We start from the raw sequence: 21929 nt of genomic DNA, 5'->3' as shown, positions 1-21929 counted from the left end.
CAGGTCCTTAAACAGCCGGAGGGAGCGAATCCGTGGATTCGCTCCCTCCGAACGGCTAGAGGTTCTGTCTCGCTATGATGCGCGGCGGGCCCGGGCTGCGCGGCGCTTCAGGGCGCGGCGCTCGTCTTCGCTCATGCCACCCCAAACACCGGCGTCCTGGCCGGATTCGATGGCCCACTGAAGGCAGGTGTCGATGACCGGGCACCGGCGGCAGACGCTCTTGGCCTCTTCGATCTGGAGCAAGGCTGGTCCGGTGTTCCCCACGGGGAAGAACAACTCGGGGTCTTTGTCCAGGCAGGCTGCGCGACTACGCCAATCCATGCTTTTTGATGCTCCTTGGAATAGGTTTCGGGGGACGACCCACCACGGTCAATCCGAAGAGTGGGGCGGTGGCAGCACAAAAGAGAGCACTCACGAATGCTCCCGTTCACCTGCCCCATAAGATTGTCATGTTACTTGTGTGTAAACAAGGGTTGGACCGCAACCAATCGTTTCATGACACTGAGGCTTTTCTCACCCCAGCAAGGCCTTGCGGGGCAGGCGTTCCCATGTCAAGGCCCGCTCCGGGGGTGCCCTGGGGACACCGTCTGGTTGGGCCTGCCCAGCTCGTCGAGTAGATTCGGGGGGTGAGTTCCCCGAGTTCCCCCTCCCACCCTCCCCACGATCCGGCAGCCGTCCGTCGGCGCCCGCCATCGATCGTCGTGGTGGCGATGTTGTTGTTGCTCGAGGCCGTCGCTGCACTGGGCGCGGCTGCTTGGTACGCCACGTCGCTGGGTGAACCCGGACCCTTGTCGATGGGTGGGCGCATCTTCATGCTCGTTCTGATTCTCGGGGCGGCAGCATGGCAGGCCAACGTCGGGGTCCAGGTGTTCAAGGGGAATGCCTGGACACGCGCGGCCGCCGTGGTCTGGCAGGTCTTCCAGGTCATCTTTGCTGTTTCGTTCCTCGGGAGCGGGGGGTGGAGCCTGGTGCTGGGCCTGACGCTGCTGATCCCGGCGGCAGCGATCATCCTGCTGATTTTTGATCCGAAGGCCACTGCATTCTTCGGAGACCGCACACCACAAAACTAGGCGTCGGCACCATCCGCGACGGCACATTGGATCTGGGTCAGCCTTCCCTGGCGCAGCACGACGGCCCGCCCCGGCAGTGCCAGTTGATGTGGCCGGAGCCTCCATCCGGGGAAGTCCCCGTCACTGGCTTGCCGGGGGTTGAGCAGAAGAAACGCAGCCGGTGGGAGCATTCGTGCCACCGGGGGGAGCCGAGCGAGCCCGACCCGTTCGGGTGAGGCCGACATGACGACATGGGTGCCTGAGCGGATCAGGGAATCCAGATGAGCCAGGTCGGCGTCGGTGAGTGCCAGAACGTCATCGAGGAACAACAAGTCCGGTGGGTCAGTGGCCGGGCCCAAGGACCAGCGGATATCGAGGCCGGACCCCAGCTGGCCGGCCATCATGCGCAGGACGTTCGATTTTCCTGTTCCCGGGCCGCCCAGGACGAGACCAACGCGGCCGGGTTCCCAGATCCACGGCCGGTGTTCCGGCGCCATGAGCCCGATCTGATATCGGCCCGGGTGGCGGTCGATGCGCGGCAGCTGGTCTGTGCCGACCCGTGAAGGCAGGGGATGACACGAGCGAAGCGGCAGATTGGTCGGCGGGCCCTGGGCCTGGACGGTCGATGGCGCCGGTGTACAGAGTTGGACGACGACCCCCCGCTCAGGGGTAAGGGGGGACGTATATACGGCGCGCCCCGGGTATGGACCGGTGTTCTTGAGTCGTGGCCAGCCCATCAAGGTTTCTTCGCCCAGGCCAAAACGGAGGTACAGCCGATGGTCTGCCAAAGCGTGGAACCGGGAGGAGGTCAGATCACGATCCCCGGTGACGATGAGACACGTGTTTTCCCGCTCCGTCGTACGGGCCAGGGCCGCGAGCCGGTCATCGAGGGAAGCGAAGTCCGAAACCCCCAGCACCGTGGCCCATGCCGCGAGTCCGCTGACGAGCAGGACCCGAGTTGCTGTCGGTTGGTCTGCGGCATCCGGCGGTGCATCAAAGACGTCCAGGAGTTCATGGACACGTTCCGGTTCCCCGGCAGTGACGTAACCGGCGACACGTGGGTTCCCGGAACCGGGGCCGAAGTGTCCTGCCCCGTCCAACACGTAGATGTGGCGCTCCGGTTCCCCCTGAGCGAGGGTGTTGAGTAGTCCGAGGAGCGAAGCGGCAGCGGAACTTCCTGGACCGGCGATGACTGCTAGGCGTCTTTGGGATTCAGGAATCCACCACAGCGGCAGCAGACGCTGATGCTCGATGTCGTCGATCAGGCCGAGCGCGATGGCCCCCTCGGGCCGTTGCGTACGGAGCCGTCGCGGTATGAAATGGAGTTCGACAGGGAGCGGTGCAGCGAACGTCGCGACCGGGGACGGCGGCTCCTGGACATCCGAGGTCCTTCGTTCCAGAAGCCCTGCCGGGGAAGAATCCGCGGGCTGTGGTCGGTGGATCGTCGTGATGGGACGGCAGTCCTGGAACCCTGGGCCTGTTTCCCACACCTTCCAGACCGGTGCGTCGTCGCCGACGGGCAGGGACCGAAAAGGCATGGGCGGATCACCGGCTCGACGCATGAAGCCGAGCCCCGGGCTGGACGCAGGGAGTTCGGCGGCCGCCGAAGTGCCAAGGAGCTCGCTCGAATCCAGTGGGCTGAGCAGACGAAGGGCGATGACCGTGTTGATGTTGGCGCGCATGGACGCCGTGACGACTCCCTGCGGGCGTTGGGTGGCGAGCAGCAGATGCACACCCAGGGACCGCCCCACTGTTGCGATGCGCATGAGTTCAGGAACGGCGTCGGGCAGTTCGTCGCTGAGGACACGAAACTCGTCGACGATGACCACGAGGCGCGGAAGTGGTCCGGACACCGAATCGGCAAGGGCCCGATAGCGGGCGTAGTCTTCTGCCTTTGCCTCCTTGAAGAGTGATTCCCTGCGCTGTAGTTCAACTCGTAGTCCGCCGAGGACCCGTTCTCCGGATTCGGCATTGAGATCAGTCACCAGGGTTTGGCAATGTGGTGTTTCTGCGTAGGGCCCCAGCGTGGCTCCACCTTTGAAATCCAGCAGGAGCAGCGACAACTGATCCGGACCGTAGCGGCAGACCAGATCCAGGGTCATGGCCTTGAGGAGTTCGGACTTTCCCGAGCCGGTGGTTCCCGTGACGAGGACGTGGGGACCATCGCAGACGAAGTCCAAGGACACGGCAGTCCCCTCACAGACACCAAATCGACTCAGGAGTGATTCTGCCGAGGAGGCCTGCCAGACGGGGGTGTGCCCTGCCGAACCTCCGCGAGGTGTATCGAGTTCGTCGTCGCGTGCGGCTGCCCCCGCAGCAGGAAACTCCAGCTCTTGTTGGGATGACCTGCAGGCCGTGGAGAAAGTCGCGGAGGAGATGCCGTCCACCGCGACCAGAACCTCGTCGTCGCCGTGGCTCAACGTGGACGTGGTGAGGTCGAGACTCCAGTCGGCCGTGGCCTCGGATATTGGAGTGGTGAGGATCAGGGCCGGCGGCTGGCGGTCCCCGTCGATACCGCGGATCGCCGCAGCGATGCGGTCTCCACCGAGGGTCCCTGGCGTGACCAGCAGGACCGAGGAAGGGTGCAGGGCGGGTATGAGCAGCAAGGCTTCATCCGCGTCGTTGCACACGCGCAGGCACGGCATGAGCCGTACTTCCATTGGGAGGGTATCGGTCCCGCCGATGATCATCAGGGTCGAAGCCGCAAGAGAACAGGCTTGGGAAAGCTGGATGACGGCCGAGCGGATGAGCGGGCCGAGGCCCGGTTCTGGTCCCGACAGGAGCCCCAATTTACCTGAAGAAATCGTGATGATGACGGGAGCGTTGACGGAAGGCACCTGGGGACCTCGGTCGGAAGGTGGCTGGAGGATGAGTGGTGGGACCACGCGTCCTGACCCAAGACGCAGGGGGTGGGAGACAGCTGCTGGCTGCCGTGCTTTGAGCGAGGCGCTGCCCCTTCTCGTGTTTTGGAGAACCTGGAGTCCGACTGGTGGGACCAGGTGTTCCATGTCCTGGATCAATTCCGTCGAGATGCCGTGGATACGTCGACGCAAATGACGACGTGAATTGAGCTCGATGGTCGCCGGGACCCCGCCGGTGACGAGGCCGAAAGCGCTGAAAGCCAAAAAGAACCATGAACCCAGGGTCAGCGCCAGAACGATACCGATGAGGAGGGGGAGGGCCGCTGTAGTCATCATCAGCCACGGCCTGCTGCCGGAAGCGGGGCGTGATAGTTGCGTCGGAGGTGGCGGCCATGGAGCCGGACGATCATAGGGGGACCGCGCATGGCCATCGACCCGGACGGAGTGAATGCGGAAGGTGGTGTTCCCCAGGGAGAACTCGTCGTCGGCGCCGAGGAACTGTTTCCTTGGTTTTGAGACACCGCGTCCGGTTGATCGTGGACCAGTGGTTTCCACAAGTGCAATGGAGGTCTTGTCGACGATGATGTCGGCATGGTGGCGGGAAAGCCCGGGATCGGAAGTAGCCAGGTCGCAGTCACCGCGTCCGATGGAGTATCTCCCGCGGGTCAGGAGCAGACGGGGACCACAATCCGGTCCTTTGATGGCAACCAGCCATATTTCGGAGGGCGTAGGCGGAGGTGAAAATGGTCGGCTGAACGGTGTGAGGGTCACCATCCCCTCGGTGGGGAGCTGTTCCACCTGATCCAGCTGTCCGCCACCGGCCAGACGGAGTCGCGCGTAGCCCAGATCGGTCAGGACACTTCCCAGCTCGGCCCCCGATAGACCGTCGGGGCCGGTGACTTCGAAACTCGTTGTCCGGGCAGCGTCGAACGGGCCCCAGGGCTGTCGGACGACGGCGACGTGAAGTGTCATGTGAAAGCGCCTTTCGCTCAATGATCCCCGGCTCCAGGTCACGTTAGCCCGGATTCACAAGCGCAATATTTATTAGCGAAATATTGTGGATAACATGCACAAGGATTTTCCACACATGGGCCTAATCCCTTGTTTGATGCATGCGGTGTGGGTAACGTCACAAGAGTTGTCCCAGCGGAGGACACCACGGGTATCAAGTCCTGTGCCCAGAACTTTGCACGGGAGATGCAGGTGGACGGACAACGCACCATCGAGGACGAGGCACGCGAGCGTGTTCGGCGCCGGGGACTGGACCCTTCCGAACATGTCGCCGAGATCCGTCGGATCGTGGACATGGCAGTGCGTGACTACGATGAACGATCCTTATTGGAAGGGCTGCCACGACTCGGGGACCTGGAGGAAGCAGGCAGATCGGTCTTCGACGCCATCGCGGGCTTCGGGCCGTTGCAGCCGCTATTGGATGACCCGGAGGTCGAGGAGATCTGGATCAACTCTCCTTCGGAGGTTTTTGCTGCGCGGGGCGGCAGTTCTGAATTGACCTCGATTCGGTTGGACGACGGGCATGTGCGGATCCTGGTGGAACGCATGTTGAAGACGTCGGGCCGCCGCCTGGACCTATCCACACCCTTTGTCGATGCCGCGCTGCCGGATTTATCTGTAACTGGTTTTCAGTGTAGTTAGCGTTCCTAGGCATCGGTTTTAGTCATTCCAACACTCTTTGATTGCGCCTTATCTGTAGTTTGGAATCAACGTCGAGACATTGGCTGACCCAGGCGCCGATGCGACAGGCATTCGGCCATGAACTTCGGCGGGCGCTTTTTCGCCCATGATCATGTGCCCCGCAGTGGGTTCGGTGAACTGAGGCGGTCTTCACATGCCGCTTATGCTCACTTTGAGTGGCGGTTGCAGAGCGGTGAGATGAGGCTCTCCAACGGAATTCCAAGTGCGTGTGCGAGGGCGTGGACCGAAGCCAGCGTGGGAACTTTGTGGCATTGTTCGATGTTGATGATTGTCTTCCTGGAAAGATGGCTAGCGTCGCCTAGCTTGTCCAAGGACCATCCGCGCGCGAGGCGCTGACGTGCGATTTCTATACCGAGGGCTTGGAAGTCGGGTTTTGGTATAGCAGGCACCAAGCAATCGTCTGATGGTGAACTATAGAAGACAGTCCTCTGCGGTACCCTATTTGGAGTAACCAGAGGAGGGACCGCACACCATGAACCAGACAAAGACCCGGCTTGCCATTTGTATCGTGGCCGCCACAACGCTTGCCGGTTGCTCCACTGAGCCCGCCCCCGAAACGCACGTCGAAGACAGCACTCCGCCAATCCCTGCAGTCGCCTACCCGCAAGACGCCTTCGACCAAGCGGCGTGGGGCACCGACGCAGTGAACGTCGACGACCCGTACTTGGCCACGAATACAACCTTCGTCTACCTCAACGAAGAGGCTCTACACGGCATCGATTCCAAAGGCAAAACGGCATGGGACGTGAAAGTTGAAAGAACACCGACCAATGACCACGAAGGCCAAGCGCCGGAACTACGGCTGATCGATGACCAGACCATCGCTGTCGTCGAAGCTGGAGAGAAGCCAGGAGAGGGGCTCGAAGAGTCCAAGTTCATTACCCGTGTGACTGTTGTCGACTTGCAGAATGGCAAGAAGGTGGGGCAACAAGATGTAGAAGGGGAAGGCGAACTTTCCGAGTTCGGCGTAGCCTTCCCTACCGATGGAGACGATGCGGGCAGGCCGATGGTGACGGCCGCAGCTAAGATCAAAACCGCCCCCGACACCGCGACCGACCTGCTGGGCGGGCAAGTCAACAGATCCTTGATCGGAAGCGTTGGAGACAACCCGATATTCAAGCTGTCAGGCGCTGCCGTAAAACCGCGCTCCATCCTGGACAACTCCAAACCGGAGGCCGAGTCAAAACTTCAAAGCGGGTTCGCCGGAACAGACTGGAACTCCGTTGACTCCAACCCAAAAGCAGGACCGCGCCCACGAGCGTTTATCGCAGCCGCAGATACCCAGTACGTGGTGGGGACATGGGTTTCATCAGATAAGACCAGTACCAAGAAGACAGCCGGCATCATAAATAGCAAGAGCGGCAAGCTCGTGGCGTCAGCCAAATGTGGGACCAATGGAGGCGGCAGTCCACTCGTGGTCAGTCCCAACGGGAAATACAGGGTCTTCGAAAACCTTTGGTTCGGTTCAAAGGGGGCCACGAAATGCTACGGCGGAGGCGACGGACAGAAAAGTGTCATATTTACTGCTGTCACCGACGATGGAATGGCTATTGGTACGGCATCCGAAGACGCCGGAGGCGAACAAATGCTGGTCACCGCGACCGTGGGTAGCGAGCCAGAAACGCATCCCATGCCCGAGGGTGCGAATCCACCGATCATCATCATGGACGGCGGGCTTGGCCTATTCCGCGACGACGAGACCGGAACCATCACCGCTAACCCAGGCAAATGAACGAGCGATTGATAAAGACAAAAACCCCGGAAAGCCAACAAAGAGGGGCTCTGGCCCTTATTGGGAAGTCTGCCTTGTCGTCGAGTGAGAAGTAGATTCCGTTGGACCAACTGCAAAGGTGGCTGTGAAACGTGTCTGTTTTCCGGCCATCCGTTCTCGCGACAGTACAACCAAGACTAAATCAGACCTTGACAGCTAATTGGGCAATGGATTTCTTGCACGGGTGCCGGTATCGCCTCTCAAATTCTCTTAGCCGAGCCAGGGCGCGTGTGAAATCCGATCGGGAAATCAAGCAAACCAAGTTTCTTCCTTCGACACAAAGGGCAGTACAAACTCATCGGGTATTACTCCGGCACCAATCTCCAGATCGGTGGCTCGCGTGGAATTTCCCTAACGAAACCGGCAATGGAGATACTCAACTTGATCGACAGTATCCCGCCTTTCTGTCACAACGACTTTCTAGGACGGAAACGGAGGCACATCATGGACGCTAGCAAGGCCGCTAGGTTTCGAGCATCTTCTGCCAAGAAAACGGAGACCTATCCATTCCGCTTCAACCTCGAACAGCGGAGAGTCCTGCATTTGGCTTCAGAGATATCAGGCAAGTCAATGCAGCGAATCATCGAGGACCACTTATGGGAACCCCTCGAAGGAATCTACGGGCATTCGGTTCCGGTCGGGTCTCAAGCGGACGATCCAAACGCGCCAACCGAGACCTAGCGCAGCAGGTCTTTGATGAGGCAGCTTGAACCTTGCGGCCCCTGAGCAGGTTGTGCTGGCCGCTGCTGCCGCCAGTCAGCCCAAAGTTTGTCGATTCCAAGGATTCGCACCAGGCAATTGCGGCCCCGGGCATGCGCCCATTGTGCCAGCGCTAAGCCCGTCAACCGCCGGGCGTTGGCGGCAATACCTGTTCGCATCGCTGAGATCCGGCTGCCTGTGCAGATCAAGCAGGTTTGGATTCGAGAGTAGTCAACTCATTTTTCGGCATACCGTAGAGCGGCGACTTCAATCCGAATATTTCAGCATTCTCCTAGATTGATTGAGGTAGGCAGCGAAAGGTTCGCACGTGAACATGCCTCCCCTCACTGGCAGTGCAGCGGGCGGCGAGCCGTTTCCGGCGCTCAACGCCGGGCGAAAAGACCGAAAAAATTGGCAACGCCGGGGCGTCGCTCTGATGGGAGGTCCCTTTTCACTTGACGTTTCTTTTCCTCAATGGTCCTTTCTCGGATTCTGTACTTCTTGAGTTGGTCCTGTTGGCGGATCACATGTGCGGGCAAGCAAATAGCGACTAGGAATCGCCGCACCCACGTACGCTGCGGATACCCCCAGACGGCAAACTGCACAGTGAACACGAGATGAAATGAGCTGACCGTCCAAGCAAAGGGGGCTAGTCCAGGGACGATTCCAGCGAACGCCATCATCGTAGTTGGAAGTCCGACGACAGATACGACCAGTATTGAACCAAGTCCAACTCGAACGACAACCTTCGAAGACGCAGCGTGAAGGGTTAATACCCTGCTCATTATGAAAGCGAACACCAAGCTTGTGTATAGCGTGGAAACAAAAGCGCCCTTGGCGGCGTGTAGTTCTAATCCGGAATAGGTGTGGTCGAGGATCAAAGAGCCGACACGGAAGGCCCCCAGTATCAATCCGATACTGAAAACAATGGCCATGATCTTGTGCGTGGCGTCGACGCGTTGAGAAACGGGCGTTTTCCAACGTTGCACCCACAACTTTGCAATTTCATCATGCTGGCGTTCCAGACCAGGTAAATCGGCGTGTGCCAGAAGTGCCTTCTCGGTTCTAGTTAACTGAATGAATACAGTCCATACAGCGAACGTCTGGCCCGCAACAAGCACAATCAGGACTGACCAGATCGCAGCAGGACTACTATCGGAGCTCCAGCTTCTGGCAATTTCGGACCAAGCGTACGCAAAGGTAAGCACGACGGCAGACAGCCCAATCCCGGATGCAGCACTCAACCTGATGCGTTTGCTTCGAATCGCTTCTATGGCCTCGTCAGGAGCAAGCGCGTCCGTTTTGCCAGGAGAGGTGAGCGCTACTGTGAAAACAGCGACAATACCAAGAACCGTCAACAATTCGGGAAAATCTATTTTGACTGGAACATAGGTGCCCAGCAAGAGCGCCTCAAGTGAGGACAACTGAGCCAAGACATTGACGATTATCACAACGACCGGCGTCAGAAAGAGAGCCGCCAACAGTAAACGGCCCCACCGCGCCAAGGGCGAAAAAGCTGCTGGCGTCGAACGCTCGGCTGCCCCTTCTCGCTGCATCTTGGAGCGGCTCGGTCGGACCGTTGCAGCTGAACTGTTTCCGGGCGATGCTCTCCACTTCATGTGCCGATGGTGCCACTGGAAAGTGGTCTTTGGGAAACTATCTGGAGAGGCCGCATTTGGGCATGATGCTAACTCTCGCCTATTTGCCTTGGCGCCCTCGAAGATAAGCGCTTCATGGATACGGGCTGGCTCCAGAACCTCCACCGCCGCTGGGGTCACTGAGGCCTCGGCCCTATCGGCACGATCACGCACCAAGATGAACGGCGCGACCGCCAGAATAGCTCCTACTTTGGCGGGGCAACTTCGAGGCCCTTGTGTTTCACTTTCACACGAGTGCCGGTCGCCGCCAAACCCTTGAAATGACCCCAAGCGAAGTATTCTTTGGAAGATTGCCAACTTGGAACAAAAACGGTAGTCATTTGGTATAATTTCGGTATGCCGCGAAATAGCGAAGAAACAGTATTCGATGCACTTGCTCATTCGAGTCGTCGCCGGATTCTGCTTCACTTACGTGGCATGGAATATGTGCGCGCTGGAGACATAGCAGGTGCGCTCAATATCGGACACTCCACTTTGTCCGGACATTTGAAGGTGCTGAGACACGCGGAGCTGTTGGTGGCGCGTCGCTCTGGTACCGAATTTCAGTATCGGGCGAATCCGTCCACACTAGATGAAGTAATCCTAACGTTGTCTGACCTTCGGGGCCCTGGGCCGAATGCAATCGGAGGGTACATGGGTACAAACAAGCGCCGAGACGGGAAGGAACGCAGTCCATGAGCCCGGTTCGCCACATGTGGAGCCAAGCGCCGAAGCTGACGACTCGGATTGAAGTGCCCACGGAAACAAGCGTCCCCGCTCTTGTGCTGGCTTGGCCAAGCCCTATTCTGTCGGTGGACAATCATAACGTAGGCAGTAGCCACGGACTCAGTAGTCTCCTGCCCCAACCGACGACCAGGGCAACGCCGCATGAAATCTTGGCGAATACTATGCCCACGCTTTCCTCGACAATCGGATCGACCTTGAATGCCTCCCCGCACCTGTCCAGCATCGCCGCCCGGATCGTGGCGCCGACGCCGATTCCTTGGACGGCTGGGACAATAAAGACGCGAGTGCACGGCCATGCTTTGTCGCTCCGAACAACACGCACGGAAAGGAAGCACTCATGACAGCTTCGATTGTCGAGGCAGACCTGGACCAGGATCGTAGGGATCTCGGTGCGGTTTACACTCCCAACTGGCTGGCTGAGTGGCTCACACAGGAAGTGTCGCAGCGTTTTGGGTTCAATCCAGGAACAGTGCTCGATCCCGCTGCGGGAGAAGGGGCACTGCTCGAAGCCGCCCACGAACGTTGGCCCGACGCGTCCCGGATCGCGCTAGACGTGAATCCGCTTGCGCTGGAGATCATTTCTTCATCAGTGACGTTGAAGATCGAGTCAGATGCCATCTTGTCAGTTTGGCCAGAGCGAGACCGAGGGAGCCGACTAGTGCTGGCGAACCCACCTTGGGGCGCTGCCATGACTCCTGAATATCGGAAAAAGTTGGAGACCGGATTCAAGACAGCACGTGGCCAGTACGACTCCTACGATGTCTTCCTGGAGCGGATCGCTAGCGAATTGTCATGCGGCGACATCGCCGCCGTATTCCTGCCCGATTCCTTCCTCTTGCACCAACATACTGTTACCCGTGAGCTTCTCGCTGGGTCCTGCACGCTTCATGGGGTCTATCGTCTGGGCGAAGGCGTTTTCCCCAGCGTCAATATGGGTGCAATGGCGTTGGTGTTCTCCAAGGGGTCAGCACCAACCGGCCACAGGGTGAAGTACGCGAGATTGAACGCCAAAGATCGTGCGACCATCACGGACGGGTCCGAGCTCTACTCGAAACTCGGTGCGGTGATGCAGGACCTTCCGCAGGAGGACTTGGTGAAACCGGACCACGGTTCATGGGTATTCGATGCCAAACACAACGACGTAGCCAGGACTGTACGGAACATCTCTGGTCCGGACGCATGGAAAACGTGGTTTGTCTCAGGCCGGGGACTTGAAATCGGCAAGAACGGCGACATACTCATCTGCCCCGCCTGCCAGTTCCTCAGACCGTTTCCGAGGACACCATCACTACTCGAATGCCCAAACTGTCAGACCCCGCTCTCCATACACAAGAACCGTCTTGATCTAGTTAGGTCAGCAGGGATCCCGCCGGGCAATCACTGGGTGCCTTTGGCTGTCGGGCAGGATCTGCATCGCCATTCCCTCAGTCCAACACGGTGGATCAAATCCGACGTTAACGGAGTGGACTATAAGAATGAGCTTTCCTCGAACCGCAAGCCCAGACTACTGGTACGGAAAACCGGGCTGGGGATTCATGCTGCGGTCGAGTGGAAACCTACGGCCACGACACAAACGATTTATCACTTCTCGCCGACCGAGTTCGCCCCGGACTTTGCCGTTGCTTATGCAGCAGGCATGCTCTCTTCCCGAGTGTTGATGGCATGGCATATTTCAAGGTCAGGCGATATGGAGTGGCGATCCCACCCGTATCTCACGCTATCCTCGATTCAGTCCCTTCCATTGCCGCAGCCATCACCAGAGAGTGCACGCTACAAGGTGGCCAGAGAGATCGCTGAGAACGTGAAGAAATCGGCGGAGTTCTCTTTCCTGGAATCTTCGACGGACCTGCGGACGGAGTACTTGGTCGCTGAAATGCTCGGATGCGGACCAGAACTAGTGGATTGGGCCTTTGAAACCCTGTCGACGGCAACGGGGAGTACGTACCTAGCGGGGCTGGTAAACGTTTCTCACGGCCTAAATAGCACGAAAAATGGGAGCAGGTAAATAGTTGTATCGCTATATCGGCAACAAGACAAAGGTCCTTGGTCAGTTGATGCCAATACTCACAGCCGGCCTCCAGCCCGGGTCCAGAGTTGCTGATCTCATGTGCGGGACTGCCTCTGTTTCAGAGAGCCTGCGTTTCGCCGGAATGAAGGTAACCGCCGCCGACATCATGACCTTCGCTTCGTATCACGCCAGCGTACGACTAACCATGCCGACTGCGCCGCCGTTCACGTCCCTAGGCAGAACGTATGAAGAGGTCATTAGCACTCTCAATGCTCTGGCACCCGACCAGTCCGGCTATTTCCTCCGCGAGTACGCCCCAGGTGGGAAGCCCGCTGGAGGCCAGGGGGCGAGGGCTTACCTTTCAGATGCCAACGCCGCAAAACTGAGTGCTATCTCGGATACCATCTCGGCGTGGGATACTGCCGGAAAGCTCACAGAGCCTGAAAACCAGCTCCTCAGACACGATCTAGTTCTGGCTGTCAATCGAATTGCAAACATTTCTGGGACATACGGCCATCACCACTCAACAATCGGCGGGGGTGCCTTGAAAGAGATGGCCCTCAGACCGTCTCTCTTCTCCTGGGGCAATACCGACAGCCATCAAGTCAAGCTGGGCCGGGCCGAAGACCTGGCGCACGAGGTAGCTGCTGATCTTGTATATCTTGACCCCCCCTACAAGAAACGACAATACGCGGCGAACTACCACCTCCTAGAGACCGTTGCCGCCGGTGACAAGCCCGAGACCTTCGGCGTCAGCGGACTTCGAAACTGGTGGCCCCAGTATTCGGATTTTTGCTCCAAACTGAAGATCCACGACGCGCTCGACGTCATCATCAGCAAAGTAGACGCACCTCGAATAATGATGAGCTACAGCGAAGACGGTTTGATTAGCCAAACAGACATGATGAATTCCCTGAGCAGGTTCGGCGACGTCAGACTGCACGAGTTTCCCCACGTGCGGTTCAGGAGCAATGCCAGCCCCCTGAAAAGGGATCTAAAGGAGTTCGTCTTTGAGGTGATCCGGTAATTGACACGACACGGTATCGACTCGATCTGGTGGCTACAGATCAACGGCAACGACTACCACATGACGGAGTTGAACAAAGCTCCGGGAGCCAAAGGACAACAGCACTATGACGTACCCAACGCCGACAACCTGCGGACGTTCTTCGCCTACCCGTCCGGGTATGGTGCTGAAGAGGGAGCCGATCTGACGGAGACCGTGTACTCCATTGGAGAACCAACGCAAGCAAACGAAATACCGTTTGCCCTTCGCCGAGGCGGTCGGGCACTGATTAAACTGCAAAATGTCTTCAGCGCCAACAACCTGCGGCCCCGTGTCTGGTCGCCTGCCGCAGGGAGCTGGCCTGTTCCAAAGGACCCCAACACCCTGGACGCCGCCGAAGCGGAGGCAATAGCCGCTGCGGGACTCCTCATCTACGTTGTAAAGACAACGGAAGGAGAATACTTCGCTGGCTTCACAACGGACAAGACAGACGATTCGCTATGGCCGGAAGCAGTTCAGGAACTAATTCCGGTTCCTACGAGAATTTCGGGCAAAAGAAAGGTCAGGACCGGTTTGATTGACGTGCACCGTTCAGTACAGCAGGATGCTGAGCTTTCTCCATTAGCACAGAAAATCCTGGATGCACTTACCAGAAACAAAAACGTGCTGCTTTATGGGCCGCCCGGCACTGGGAAAACGCATGCCCTCAACCAAGTAAGACAGTTCCTCGATCGCGCTGAAAGTCTCCCACGGATTGAGCTGGACGATTCATCCCTGGAAGCACCTTTCGTGACCCAGTCCCAGCCGGCTACGATTCCGACGCCGACCCGGGTCGAATTCATCACCTTCCATCAAGACTTTGGCTATGAGGACTTTGTCGTTGGCCTTCGGCCCGTGCCGGCAACGTCACTGGAGCTCAAGCCGTTCGCGGGCATCTTGCTCGACTGTGCCATTGCAGTGTCCGGACAAGAACATGGAATTCAGTCGGCTGTGGTCATGGTAGACGAGATGAACCGCGGAAACGTTCCTAAGATTCTAGGGGACTTCTTGACGTTCATGGACGATAGCTATAGGGCTACGGCGGATGGAAGTACGGACCACGCAATCCCAGTGAGACTCACCAAAGTCCATGCAGAATACGACGAAAAAGGCGCGCAGCAGACAACGCCCATTGGACGGTTTAACGGTCATGAGACTGCGCTGACGGTGCCATGGTATTTTCCGCACCACGTCTATGTCCTTGCCACCATGAACTCCGTCGATAAATCTGTGGCTCCGCTAGATAGCGCAATTGGTCGACGTTTCGAAAGGATCGATGCTTTTCCGAATACGAGGGAGTTGGCTACACACCTCGGGATCCCACCTGAACGGCAGGACGAGCTTCTTAGAACTTCAGCTAATTCGAGACTGAGAGCGACTGCGGAAGCCGCCCCGAGCGAATCCGAGGACGCAGACCTTGAAAACCTTGAAGACGCGGAGGGTACCGAAAACGAAATCGCTCCGAAATCGGACACCGAGGGAAACCCGGGTTCAGACGGCCAGGCACAAGAATGGACGCCGCAGGAGCTGGCAGTTCTCCTCCTAAAGACCATCAATGACTTCATCGATGACGTTCTCGGCGTGGACTTCGAATTGGGCCATACATATTTTTGGTCGGTCAGCCAACCGTCGGATCTCATTTCCGCTTGGGATACCCTGGTCTGGCCGCAGCTCAGGGACCGCTTTGGTGCCCGACCGCAGGAGCTCGTAAAGCTGCTGCGCGCAAACCAGGACGGCCAACCGAAGAACTATGCGTTTACGCTGCGGACGCCAACTTCAAAACATGTCGTCGTCCGCCCCCTAGCCGATATTTCACCTCCCGACGCCATCGCTACCTTGCGGTTCCTGGCAGAGCCGTGAGCCGCATTAGTGTTCGTGAATACGCGAAAGAACAGTGGGTTCCGGAATCTCCGGGGCTCGAAGCTCAACTCAACGAGGTCGGCCGCGAGCTGAAAGCCTCCCTAGTGACTAGGTCTGTTCCGATGGCGGTCACCGGCCGTCGCAATATTGGAAACAGGGCAGAGCTGAAACTCCAAGTGCGAGAGATCACGGGAGTCATTCCTGTTGGTGAAGACGTAATTGAGATCCAACCCAAATTTCTCGCTTCGTCCGACGATAAGAGTTCCTGGAGAGAAGGTCTCTTAGCCGTATTGGCGCATATTCGGGGGCTTGACGACCTCCCCCGAATCGCGGGTGGGGTCGTTCCAGAATCATTCGTAGACCTCATCGGCCTAGTCGTCGCCTCCGGGCTCGCACAAGCCGTACAAGAGGGCGTTCCCCGCCAGTACATTCAACGTCGTGAGGACTCGCCTGTATTCAAGGGTCGCCTGGACGTGGGCCAGGCTTGGAGAATCTCTCTCGACCCGACGAGGATCCCTGTTGTTTACGATGAATTTAGCTCGGACACGCCGGCTATCAGGCTCCTCCTTTGGGCAGCATCCTCTCTTCGTCACGCGGTCATCTCCAAACCGCTGGGAAATCAGCTCGAGAACTTGGCCAGCATCTGGCATGACATCCCGGCAGAGAGACCCTCTCCTTTCGAAGTTGACGGAATATCGTTGCCCATTCAATACTCATTCCTCGAAGACGCTGTCCGGGCTGCCAAAATACTTGCTTCCGGAGAATTCCTGGGCATGTCGAAAACCGAGCAAGAGAACTCCTTTGGCTTCGTGTGGAAGACAGAAACGGTGTTCGAGGAATTTGTCCTCGAAGTCTGCAAGAGCGCCGCAGGATACGTAGGAGCCAGTGCCGACAAATTGAGAGGACCAGTACTTCTGGACCCATATGAAGGGACGCAGGCCGCGACAAGGCTCGGAGGCGGGACGGCAGTCACAGGTTCCCCCGATGTGGTGATACATCGCCACGGCGTGCCGTTAGCGATTTTGGATGCCAAGTACAAAAGGTTGAAGCGAGTGAGCAGCGCATCTGCTGGCGCCCCCTCCGCTGCAGACGTTTACCAGGTTTCTTTCTATGCTGGACAAGCTGAACTGGACCGTGTCGCGCTTGTTTACCCGGCTCAGGCTGGATTCCGCGAGACCCGACGTTGGCCCGTTGCCTGGCCTAAGGGCTCTGACTCCCGTCAGCAACCAAAGTCGGTGTATGCCTTCAATCTCGATCTAGCCCGGATGGCGCGGGAGGGAGGCTTTGACGCCTTGGTCCAGGAGATGCGTTCAAATCTGTCTATCCTGATGGGTTGAGCAGTTTCCAATGGATTCCCCGTGGTACGGGCCGGTGGTACTCCATCTGCCGTTACAGTTGAAATGCGGTAGGTGCTCACGAGACTCCGCTGGTCGGCCGTACATCGCGGCATAGTTGGGATACTGTCGCCGCTGCTAGCAGTTTGCCGTCCACTGAGAATAGCATCGTAGTACTGCGCCTACTCGTTACCAGCGTCCTTGGCGAGGTGGGTGGGGAGCCATTTTGTCTAGTAATAAAGCTAACTGGGGCGTTGTGTGATCAGGTGCCCGTGGGTTTCTGCGAGAGCTGCTTTTAGCCGCCGGATTTCGCCGCGAAGTTCCTTTAATTCTTCTTGGTGGCGTTCGGTTTCTGCGGAAAGTTGGTTTCTAAGGGCGGCGATGATGGCGTTGTTGCTGCCGGTTGGTGGCTCGGGTACGGGGGCTGGGGCTTTTCGGCCGAGTAGGCGGATACGGTCCCTGAATTCGGGGTGTTGTTGGAGGTAGGTGCGTGAAACCTGGGCGTGCGTGGCGACGGCGCTGATGTTGATGGGTTCGCCGGCTTTGTGCATTTGGCGGATTGCCTTCTCGACTCTTTGTCGGGCTTGTGCCGCTTTGTGTCGTGCAGCGGCCTTCAGCCCGTCGGTGTTCTTGCCGCCAGTCATTTGGCCGATGTCTGGGTAGGTGTGGGTGAACCGTTGGCCAGAAGCTGGTGGTGTGCACCGTGGGTAACGGGGGTGATGGGCAGTCGGGTGCGGTTTCCGACACCTGGGCCTGATACGGAGGTGTTTTCGGACTCAGATTCTAGTCTGTCGATTATCGAGTCGAGGACGGAGATTTCTGCATGTCTCCCGGTGATCCAGATGTTCTCATCGCCGAGTTCTTGGCCTGTGCGTTGCTGGTATTGTTCTCTTCGCATTTCGATCAGGGCGACGGTTTGCTCTCGTTGTTCTCGCAAGTCTTCGATGTGTCGCCGGTCCGTGGCGAAGTGTCCACAGGATAGGCATGCGTTGCCTTTGTCGCAGGTTTTCGCCGGGGGTAGGAGGCAGACACCGTTGGGGAGAATTCTGTCGGTGCGTTTGTTGATCATGGTCATGTCGTAGACGTCCTGTGGGGACAATCCGAGTTCCTTGCCATCGATGCCGATTTTCTTGTATTTCAGGAACTCGTTCTCGGCTGTTTGCGACAAGGTTGCGGCATAGTGCATCGTCATGTCCGGGGAACGATGCCCCAGATAGCGTTGGACGACGTGTTGAGGGACTCCGGCGTTGAGGAGTTCCGTGGCGCGTGTGTGGCGAAGGCGGTGTGTCTTGGTGAATTTGAGTGGGCGTCCGCTCTGGTCGGTGAGTTGCAGTTGTTTGTCGAGGCGCCTGAGTGCACCTTCCATAGAGGATCGGGTACGTGCTTGGGTGCCTCTATGGTTGTGCCTCGGGGCTGGGAAGAGGTAGGGCGGGGTGATCGCCTCGGGGTACTTTTCTCGGACGTATCGCTGCTGTTCGTCGATGAGATCGACGACGGCTTGTTCGACCATAATGGTGGGATCAACGCCGTCGACTTTGGTTTGTTGATAGCGAAGGCGTGCGATGAACGCATCGGGATCCGCGTCGGCGGTGTGGTCCGGTGGATGCAGCATCGTCAAGGGGTTGAAATCGAGCATCAGGATCTCGGATACTCGACGGCCGGTCATGGCCTGAATGAGCCAGACTCGCATTGCTGGTGCGTCTCCTCGTCCGCCATATGTTGTGCTGGAGCCGTCGGGAAGGCTGATGGCCACGCTTTCGTTCGTTGGGGTTGAGAGGACGGGTAGGTGACAGACGAGGTATGCCAGGTCGGCAGCAGACATCCATTTTTGTTCGCTTCCGCTGGGAGTACTTCCTGTATTCATGCGGCGGACCCTGAAGGGATGCGGCCACAGACGTGAGTGTTCAGCCGTGAGGTCTAACCACCGGGAATCTCCAGTTGCCTTGACGGCGGCGGTCTTGTTGTCGATCATGAAATCGTAGAAGGACTGGATGTTGCTTTGGGCTGCCGCAACTGTTGTGCGACCAATGGCTTTGGCGTGCGGGGACCGTTCAGGGCTGCGTAGCCAATCAAGTTGTGTTGTGAAGACCGAGTGGATGTCGTGGGAGTCCGCTGCTATGGCCGGATGGGAAATACCGTACTCTTGGCAGAATTCTCCGAAGTACCGGGATAGATTTTGAGCTCTGTGGCTTGCGGTGGTCCATGTGAACTGTTCGTAGGTGATCATCTGGTGTAGCCAGAAACGGATACCTTCGCGTAGCCACCGCGGTTTGACGTTAGTGAAGATGATGGCCTGATCTGCGGATGGTTCGTGCTCTCGACGCGGGATGCGCGTGTCTGCGCGGATGTTCCACCGGTCTGTCTCCCACCAGGGCTTGTCCGTGCATCGTGCGGAGACGAGAAGGTGGATGTGTTCGGCAATGGAGCGCAGGTTACGGGAATTTCCACTGCTGGGGTGTCGGGAGTTCCTTGTCTGGAAGAGGTCCAGTGCGGTGGCCGTGACTGCTTCTGGATCGAGTTCGCTGATGCTGGTGAGGGGGCTGCCTGTGAACAGTTGTCTGCGTTCGGCGAGTTCAGTTGTGGCTTCGGCCCACCATCGGAGCATCGAGGGCTCGATTTTTCGCCAGCCTTCGTTCCAACAGGTCCATATCCACCAGGCGACTTCGTTGCCCATTCGGGGAGCAGTGTTTCTCGGTCTGAAGTCGTGTTTCTTGGTCGATTGAAGGTAGGCCGTGTTGCGGCTGAATACCTCGTTGAAGGGAGGTTGATCAAGGCGGTATAGCCCGGTGCGCCAAAGGGCGGGGACGATGGCCCATTGTCTGTCCCAGCGGCTTGCGGGATTGCCCGCTGTCGGAGGTTCTTCGGCATTTGAACTGTCAAAGAGTTGCAGTTCATTATTCATGGATGCCACCCCATCCACTCGTGAAATCGTGCCACGTGGCGATGCTGCGGAGTTCGGCGTCTTCGGTGACCCAACCATATTTTTCCAGGGTGGTTTGGATGTGGGCGTGTCCGAGTCGGCGCATCACAACGTGCGGTTGCACACCGGCTAGCAGTAGTGCTGAGGCATGGGTATGTCGAAGCCAGTGTGTTGTCCAATCCCGGGGCAGTTGCGGATTGCGTCTGGTGATGGAGCGCCGTTTGGCGTGCACGGTTTCGGGCCTCATGGGGGCGAATGATTTGCCTTGGGCAATGTTCACAAAAGTGAAGTGGTGATTGATGTCGTCAATGAATGCTTCGATGCCATGTTCGACGAGATGCCAAATGTAGGCGCTGTAGAGGGCCTCCAGGTCGTCACCGATGTACACGCGGTAGGTTCGGTTGGTTTTGTTTCGGACTTGGTGTGGGTGGTCCTGCCGTGGGACGAGGTCGATCCAGGGGGTGTTGCCTGCCCCGATGTTCCAGTCCTGGTTTCTAAGTGAGAGGGCTTGACCGATGCGCATCCCGGTTTCGATCATCGTGGCGAATAGGAGACGGTCGCGAACACCGCATGGCCCGCCTGTCCAATTTCCGTCGGCGGTCTGCACGGAGCAGTCGTCGAGGATGGTTTTGACGTGCGTGGGGGTGAGCACTGGTGCGCGTGTGTGCTGAGCGGGACGAATTCGGTATATGGAGGCGTTGTTTTCTTTCCTTTGTGCAATGCCATGTAGATAGCCCAGGTGGGGGTTGCGTCCTGCTTTGCGTTTACTTGAATAGAGGCGTTCGTAGGAGCTGTGGTGTCCGTTGGCGTCCGACTGCCAGGTGTAGAACGCGAGGATGGCTGCGACACGGTTCTGGACGGTTGAAGGTGCCCGTTCAATGGGCGATGCCGATATCCGTTCAACAGTGGGAAGGTCTCCTGTGCGCACATATTTGATGAATTCGCCGAAGGCTTGCGTGGGGAAGTCGTTCCATTGGCATTCGAGGTCGTCGAGCACCGTGAGCCATTGGCTGATCGAGGTAGCGTAGGACTTCACGGTGTTGGGCGAAGAATTCAAGCGCAGGTAAGCGAGATATTCTTCCGCAGCAGGGACCGGGAGGTGGTCCGGACCGGTGATGGTGTGGGTTCGGGTTCCGTCGGGAAGGACGACCTGCTGGACGAGTGACATTTATGCACGTTCCGGCCGTTGCTGATTGAGATTGACGACGTTTCCTGGTCGGGTGGGTAGCTTGAATTGACCGTTGATGATGGGTTCGACGAATTCGGGTGGTCGGTGTGCCAGGCCGCTGCTGATGTCTTTGATGAGTGCGTTGTCGCCGAAATGGGATTCGATTAATTTGCGGACGAGCAGGGGCCGCTCTGGTTCCCGTTCGTCCCATCCGGGTTCACGGACCCGCCAGGTGAGTCCGGTGTCTGGGTGTCGCCGGGATGAGAGCTGTTTGTACAAGGTTGTGCGGGTTTCGGGCCTGAGCAGTCCGGCGCGGAAGCCTCGTTCGATGATGGCTCCGATGGAAACACCCCATTTGAGTTTGAGAGGAAGCAGCGTGCCGAGGGTCACCCGCGTTGGCCAACTGGCTCGAAAAGCTGCCAATGGCATGAGGAGCGCGCCTCCGAAGGCGAAGGCTTCTTCTTCCGCGGTTTCGGGCTTCCCGTATCGGTGGAGGACGAGGTGTCCAAGTTCGTGTGCCAGGGACATCCGGATGCGTTCCCATGACTCTATGTCGCGGAGTAGGACGATCGGGTACTGACGTTGGCTACCAACCCACATCGATACCGCATCGTGCCGTGAAGAGGTTCCTGCTTCGAACGGGGCGGAGAACACGTAGATGCCGGCGCGTTCCATTCGACGGGTGAGGTGCGCTATGGGTTCATAGTCTTCTAGACCCATGTGCCGGCGAAGGTCGAGAGCGGCTGGCTCTGGGCCTGGCCTGGTGGCAAGTGTGGGTAGGCCTAACGGTATTGGTGTTGCGGTTTTGAACACCTCGTGCAAGATGTCACCGCAGATGCCTGCCCAGGAACCGATTGTGGCTATCGAGGTTTTGGTGAGTGATTTCTTTGCCCGGAAGCACATGTCTTCGGATTGAATGTTGGTTGAGGTCGGAGCGAGGAAGTACTTTTCGTCGAATCCGAGCGCCGATGAAAGGGCAGCCAACTCCACACTGCTAACCAGAGAGGCCGATTCTGAGTTTTCAAGACGCGAATACCGCACTTGGCCAACATCCAGCGACACGGCCACGCTCTTAGCGGTCAGGCCGCGGAGTAGCCGTGCTTCGCGCAGGCGTGTC

15 protein-coding genes and 2 pseudogenes are annotated in these 21929 nt (G+C 58.2%); 8 read left to right on the top strand and 9 right to left on the bottom strand.

The genetic code is table 11. The features are described from left to right. Positions 1-72: 72 nt before the first annotated feature. Positions 73-321, bottom strand: a complete 249-nt coding sequence (locus tag AC3ZI9_RS10265) for a WhiB family transcriptional regulator (protein WP_086994524.1) — start codon at positions 319-321, stop codon at positions 73-75. Positions 322-626: 305 nt separating this feature from the next. Here AC3ZI9_RS10265 and AC3ZI9_RS10260 point away from each other — a divergent pair, with 305 nt between their 5' ends. After that, on the top strand, positions 627-1070 hold the full coding sequence (locus AC3ZI9_RS10260; RefSeq protein ID WP_444555108.1) for a hypothetical protein: 444 nt from the start codon (positions 627-629) through the stop codon (positions 1068-1070). Here the strand turns inward: AC3ZI9_RS10260 and AC3ZI9_RS10255 are convergent. Then, positions 1067-4246 carry an FtsK/SpoIIIE domain-containing protein gene (locus AC3ZI9_RS10255; protein WP_444555149.1) on the bottom strand — a complete coding sequence of 1060 codons (3180 nt, stop codon included), beginning with the start codon at positions 4244-4246 and terminating at the stop codon, positions 1067-1069. The genes AC3ZI9_RS10260 and AC3ZI9_RS10255 overlap by 4 nt on opposite strands. A 168-nt stretch (positions 4247-4414) precedes the next feature. Next, a pseudogene (locus tag AC3ZI9_RS10250) lies at positions 4415-4684 on the bottom strand (FHA domain-containing protein); the annotation flags it as partial. A 423-nt stretch (positions 4685-5107) separates the two neighbouring features. On the opposite strand from AC3ZI9_RS10250, the pseudogene AC3ZI9_RS10245 reads away from it, so the two are divergent. Further along, positions 5108-5533: pseudogene (locus AC3ZI9_RS10245) on the top strand (CpaF family protein); the annotation flags it as partial. Between the two features lie 236 nt (positions 5534-5769). On the opposite strand, the gene AC3ZI9_RS10240 reads toward AC3ZI9_RS10245, so the two are convergent. Beyond that, positions 5770-6012 carry a helix-turn-helix domain-containing protein gene (locus AC3ZI9_RS10240; protein ID WP_489923573.1) on the bottom strand — a complete coding sequence of 81 codons (243 nt, stop codon included), beginning with the start codon at positions 6010-6012 and terminating at the stop codon, positions 5770-5772. Between the two features lie 83 nt (positions 6013-6095). Between AC3ZI9_RS10240 and AC3ZI9_RS10235 the strand changes: the two genes are divergently transcribed. Then, positions 6096-7355: a hypothetical protein gene (locus AC3ZI9_RS10235; protein ID WP_489923572.1), complete on the top strand. Its 1260-nt coding sequence runs from the start codon at positions 6096-6098 to the stop codon at positions 7353-7355. Positions 7356-8476: 1121 nt separating this feature from the next. On the opposite strand, the gene AC3ZI9_RS10230 is transcribed toward AC3ZI9_RS10235, so the two are convergent. Then, positions 8477-9712, bottom strand: coding sequence for a hypothetical protein (locus AC3ZI9_RS10230; RefSeq protein ID WP_489923571.1), 1236 nt, complete (start codon positions 9710-9712; stop codon positions 8477-8479). Between the two features lie 375 nt (positions 9713-10087). On the opposite strand from AC3ZI9_RS10230, the gene AC3ZI9_RS10225 reads away from it, so the two are divergent. The 5 genes from AC3ZI9_RS10225 to AC3ZI9_RS10205 all read left to right on the top strand — a co-directional run bounded on the left by AC3ZI9_RS10225 (position 10088) and on the right by AC3ZI9_RS10205 (position 16727). Continuing rightward, positions 10088-10429 (top strand): ArsR/SmtB family transcription factor, encoded by a 342-nt coding sequence (locus AC3ZI9_RS10225; protein WP_489923570.1) that lies wholly within the window; start codon positions 10088-10090, stop codon positions 10427-10429. A gap of 385 nt (positions 10430-10814) precedes the next feature. Next, positions 10815-12482: an N-6 DNA methylase gene (locus AC3ZI9_RS10220; protein WP_489923569.1), complete on the top strand. Its 1668-nt coding sequence runs from the start codon at positions 10815-10817 to the stop codon at positions 12480-12482. Positions 12483-12531: 49 nt separating this feature from the next. Beyond that, the gene (locus tag AC3ZI9_RS10215; RefSeq protein WP_489923568.1) at positions 12532-13512 is read left to right on the top strand and encodes a DNA adenine methylase; all 981 of its coding nucleotides are present in this window, start codon (positions 12532-12534) and stop codon (positions 13510-13512) included. Next, the gene (locus tag AC3ZI9_RS10210; RefSeq protein WP_489923567.1) at positions 13513-15390 is read left to right on the top strand and encodes an AAA family ATPase; all 1878 of its coding nucleotides are present in this window, start codon (positions 13513-13515) and stop codon (positions 15388-15390) included. Continuing rightward, complete coding sequence (locus AC3ZI9_RS10205) at positions 15387-16727, top strand: 5-methylcytosine restriction system specificity protein McrC (protein ID WP_489923566.1); 1341 nt, start codon at positions 15387-15389, stop codon at positions 16725-16727. The genes AC3ZI9_RS10210 and AC3ZI9_RS10205 overlap by 4 nt, the downstream gene beginning before the upstream one ends. Before the next feature lie 239 nt (positions 16728-16966). Here AC3ZI9_RS10205 and AC3ZI9_RS10200 read toward each other — a convergent pair whose 3' ends face one another. The 4 genes from AC3ZI9_RS10200 to AC3ZI9_RS10185 are packed head-to-tail and all read right to left on the bottom strand — an operon-like array spanning position 16967 to position 21874. Continuing rightward, a complete protein-coding gene (locus AC3ZI9_RS10200; protein ID WP_489923565.1) occupies positions 16967-17368 on the bottom strand; it encodes a DUF6262 family protein in 402 nt (133 codons plus the stop codon). Further along, positions 17365-19626: a tyrosine-type recombinase/integrase gene (locus tag AC3ZI9_RS10195; RefSeq protein ID WP_489923564.1), complete on the bottom strand. Its 2262-nt coding sequence runs from the start codon at positions 19624-19626 to the stop codon at positions 17365-17367. Before AC3ZI9_RS10195 ends, AC3ZI9_RS10200 begins: the two co-directional genes overlap by 4 nt. Continuing rightward, positions 19619-20812, bottom strand: coding sequence for a tyrosine-type recombinase/integrase (locus AC3ZI9_RS10190; protein WP_489923563.1), 1194 nt, complete (start codon positions 20810-20812; stop codon positions 19619-19621). The genes AC3ZI9_RS10195 and AC3ZI9_RS10190 overlap by 8 nt, the downstream gene beginning before the upstream one ends. Beyond that, positions 20813-21874: an ImmA/IrrE family metallo-endopeptidase gene (locus AC3ZI9_RS10185; RefSeq protein WP_489923562.1), complete on the bottom strand. Its 1062-nt coding sequence runs from the start codon at positions 21872-21874 to the stop codon at positions 20813-20815. It abuts the gene before it with no gap. Positions 21875-21929: the final 55 nt, after the last annotated feature.

The sequence above is a fragment of the Arthrobacter sp. AOP36-F1-5 genome, assembly GCF_058137995.1.
This window is presented reverse-complemented; position numbering and strand designations above follow the sequence as displayed.

What these genes read in the sequence shown, in the direction of transcription:
- AC3ZI9_RS10265 (WP_086994524.1), bottom strand. Translation starts at nt 321, where the DNA reads ATGGATTGGCGTAGTCGCGCAGCCTGCCTGGACAAAGACCCCGAGTTG.
- AC3ZI9_RS10255 (WP_444555149.1), bottom strand. Translation starts at nt 4,246, where the DNA reads ATGATGACTACAGCGGCCCTCCCCCTCCTCATCGGTATCGTTCTGGCG.
- AC3ZI9_RS10235 (WP_489923572.1), top strand. Translation starts at nt 6,096, where the DNA reads ATGAACCAGACAAAGACCCGGCTTGCCATTTGTATCGTGGCCGCCACA.
- AC3ZI9_RS10230 (WP_489923571.1), bottom strand. Translation starts at nt 9,712, where the DNA reads ATGAAGTGGAGAGCATCGCCCGGAAACAGTTCAGCTGCAACGGTCCGA.
- AC3ZI9_RS10225 (WP_489923570.1), top strand. Translation starts at nt 10,088, where the DNA reads ATGCCGCGAAATAGCGAAGAAACAGTATTCGATGCACTTGCTCATTCG.
- AC3ZI9_RS10220 (WP_489923569.1), top strand. Translation starts at nt 10,815, where the DNA reads ATGACAGCTTCGATTGTCGAGGCAGACCTGGACCAGGATCGTAGGGAT.
- AC3ZI9_RS10215 (WP_489923568.1), top strand. Translation starts at nt 12,532, where the DNA reads ATGCCAATACTCACAGCCGGCCTCCAGCCCGGGTCCAGAGTTGCTGAT.
- AC3ZI9_RS10200 (WP_489923565.1), bottom strand. Translation starts at nt 17,368, where the DNA reads ATGACTGGCGGCAAGAACACCGACGGGCTGAAGGCCGCTGCACGACAC.
- AC3ZI9_RS10195 (WP_489923564.1), bottom strand. Translation starts at nt 19,626, where the DNA reads ATGAATAATGAACTGCAACTCTTTGACAGTTCAAATGCCGAAGAACCT.
- AC3ZI9_RS10190 (WP_489923563.1), bottom strand. Translation starts at nt 20,812, where the DNA reads ATGTCACTCGTCCAGCAGGTCGTCCTTCCCGACGGAACCCGAACCCAC.